2 protein-coding genes are annotated in these 611 nt (G+C 51.7%); both read right to left on the bottom strand.

Annotated elements, in window-relative coordinates:
* Positions 1–216 (bottom strand): acyl carrier protein (locus EN852_RS34690; RefSeq protein WP_135879581.1); only part of this gene is annotated, 216 nt, incomplete at its 3' end.
* 57 nt (positions 217–273) lie between these two features.
* Positions 274–507 carry a hypothetical protein gene (locus EN852_RS42730; RefSeq protein ID WP_348643515.1) on the bottom strand — a complete coding sequence of 78 codons (234 nt, stop codon included), beginning with the start codon at positions 505–507 and terminating at the stop codon, positions 274–276.
* Between the last annotated feature and the right edge of the window lie 104 nt (positions 508–611).

The following is a 611-nucleotide window of genomic DNA, read 5'->3' as shown; positions in this document are numbered from 1 at the left end:
GTTCTCTGGCAATAGCTCGCTATCTTCAACGATGATGCCGAATGTTTCTTCAATGAACCCGATAACTTCGAGCACCCCTGTGGAGTCGACGATACCCTGATCGAGCAGAGACGCATCGTTTTGCAGGGCCTCGGCGTCGGCGACGTAGAAATTCGAGGCAAGGAAACCGCGAATCTGCTCGCTGTAAGTCTCCATCGGATCTTTTCTGGACAACATTTTATTCTCTCCAGTTAGTTCAGTAAGTTCAACGGAAGGCACTGTTGAAAGGTTATTTCAGGACAAAGCGGTTTTCTTCAATTTCCCTGTGTCTGTCATCGGCAGGCTGTTTACGATGACAATGGATTTTGGGACCATGAAGTTTTCCAGCCGCTTCTGACATTCCTTCTGCAGTTGCTTCTCATCGGTGGACCTCCCTTGCTCCATCACGACAAACGCCTTCACGGCCTGCCCAAGAAGTTCGTCCGGAACGCCGATCACGGCTGCTTCCCGCACCCCCGGAATGCCGATAAGCGCGTTCTCAGCCTTCTTGGGCGCGACCTTCTAGCTACGGGATTTGATGATCTCATCGCCACGATCGACGAAATACAGCTACCCTTCCTCGTCAATTCGGC

It is taken from the genome of Mesorhizobium sp. M2E.F.Ca.ET.209.01.1.1, from assembly GCF_004010375.2.
Lineage (GTDB): Bacteria > Pseudomonadota > Alphaproteobacteria > Rhizobiales > Rhizobiaceae > Mesorhizobium.
The sequence above is the reverse complement of the archived record's forward strand: the minus strand, read 5'-3'. Positions and strand labels throughout refer to the sequence as shown.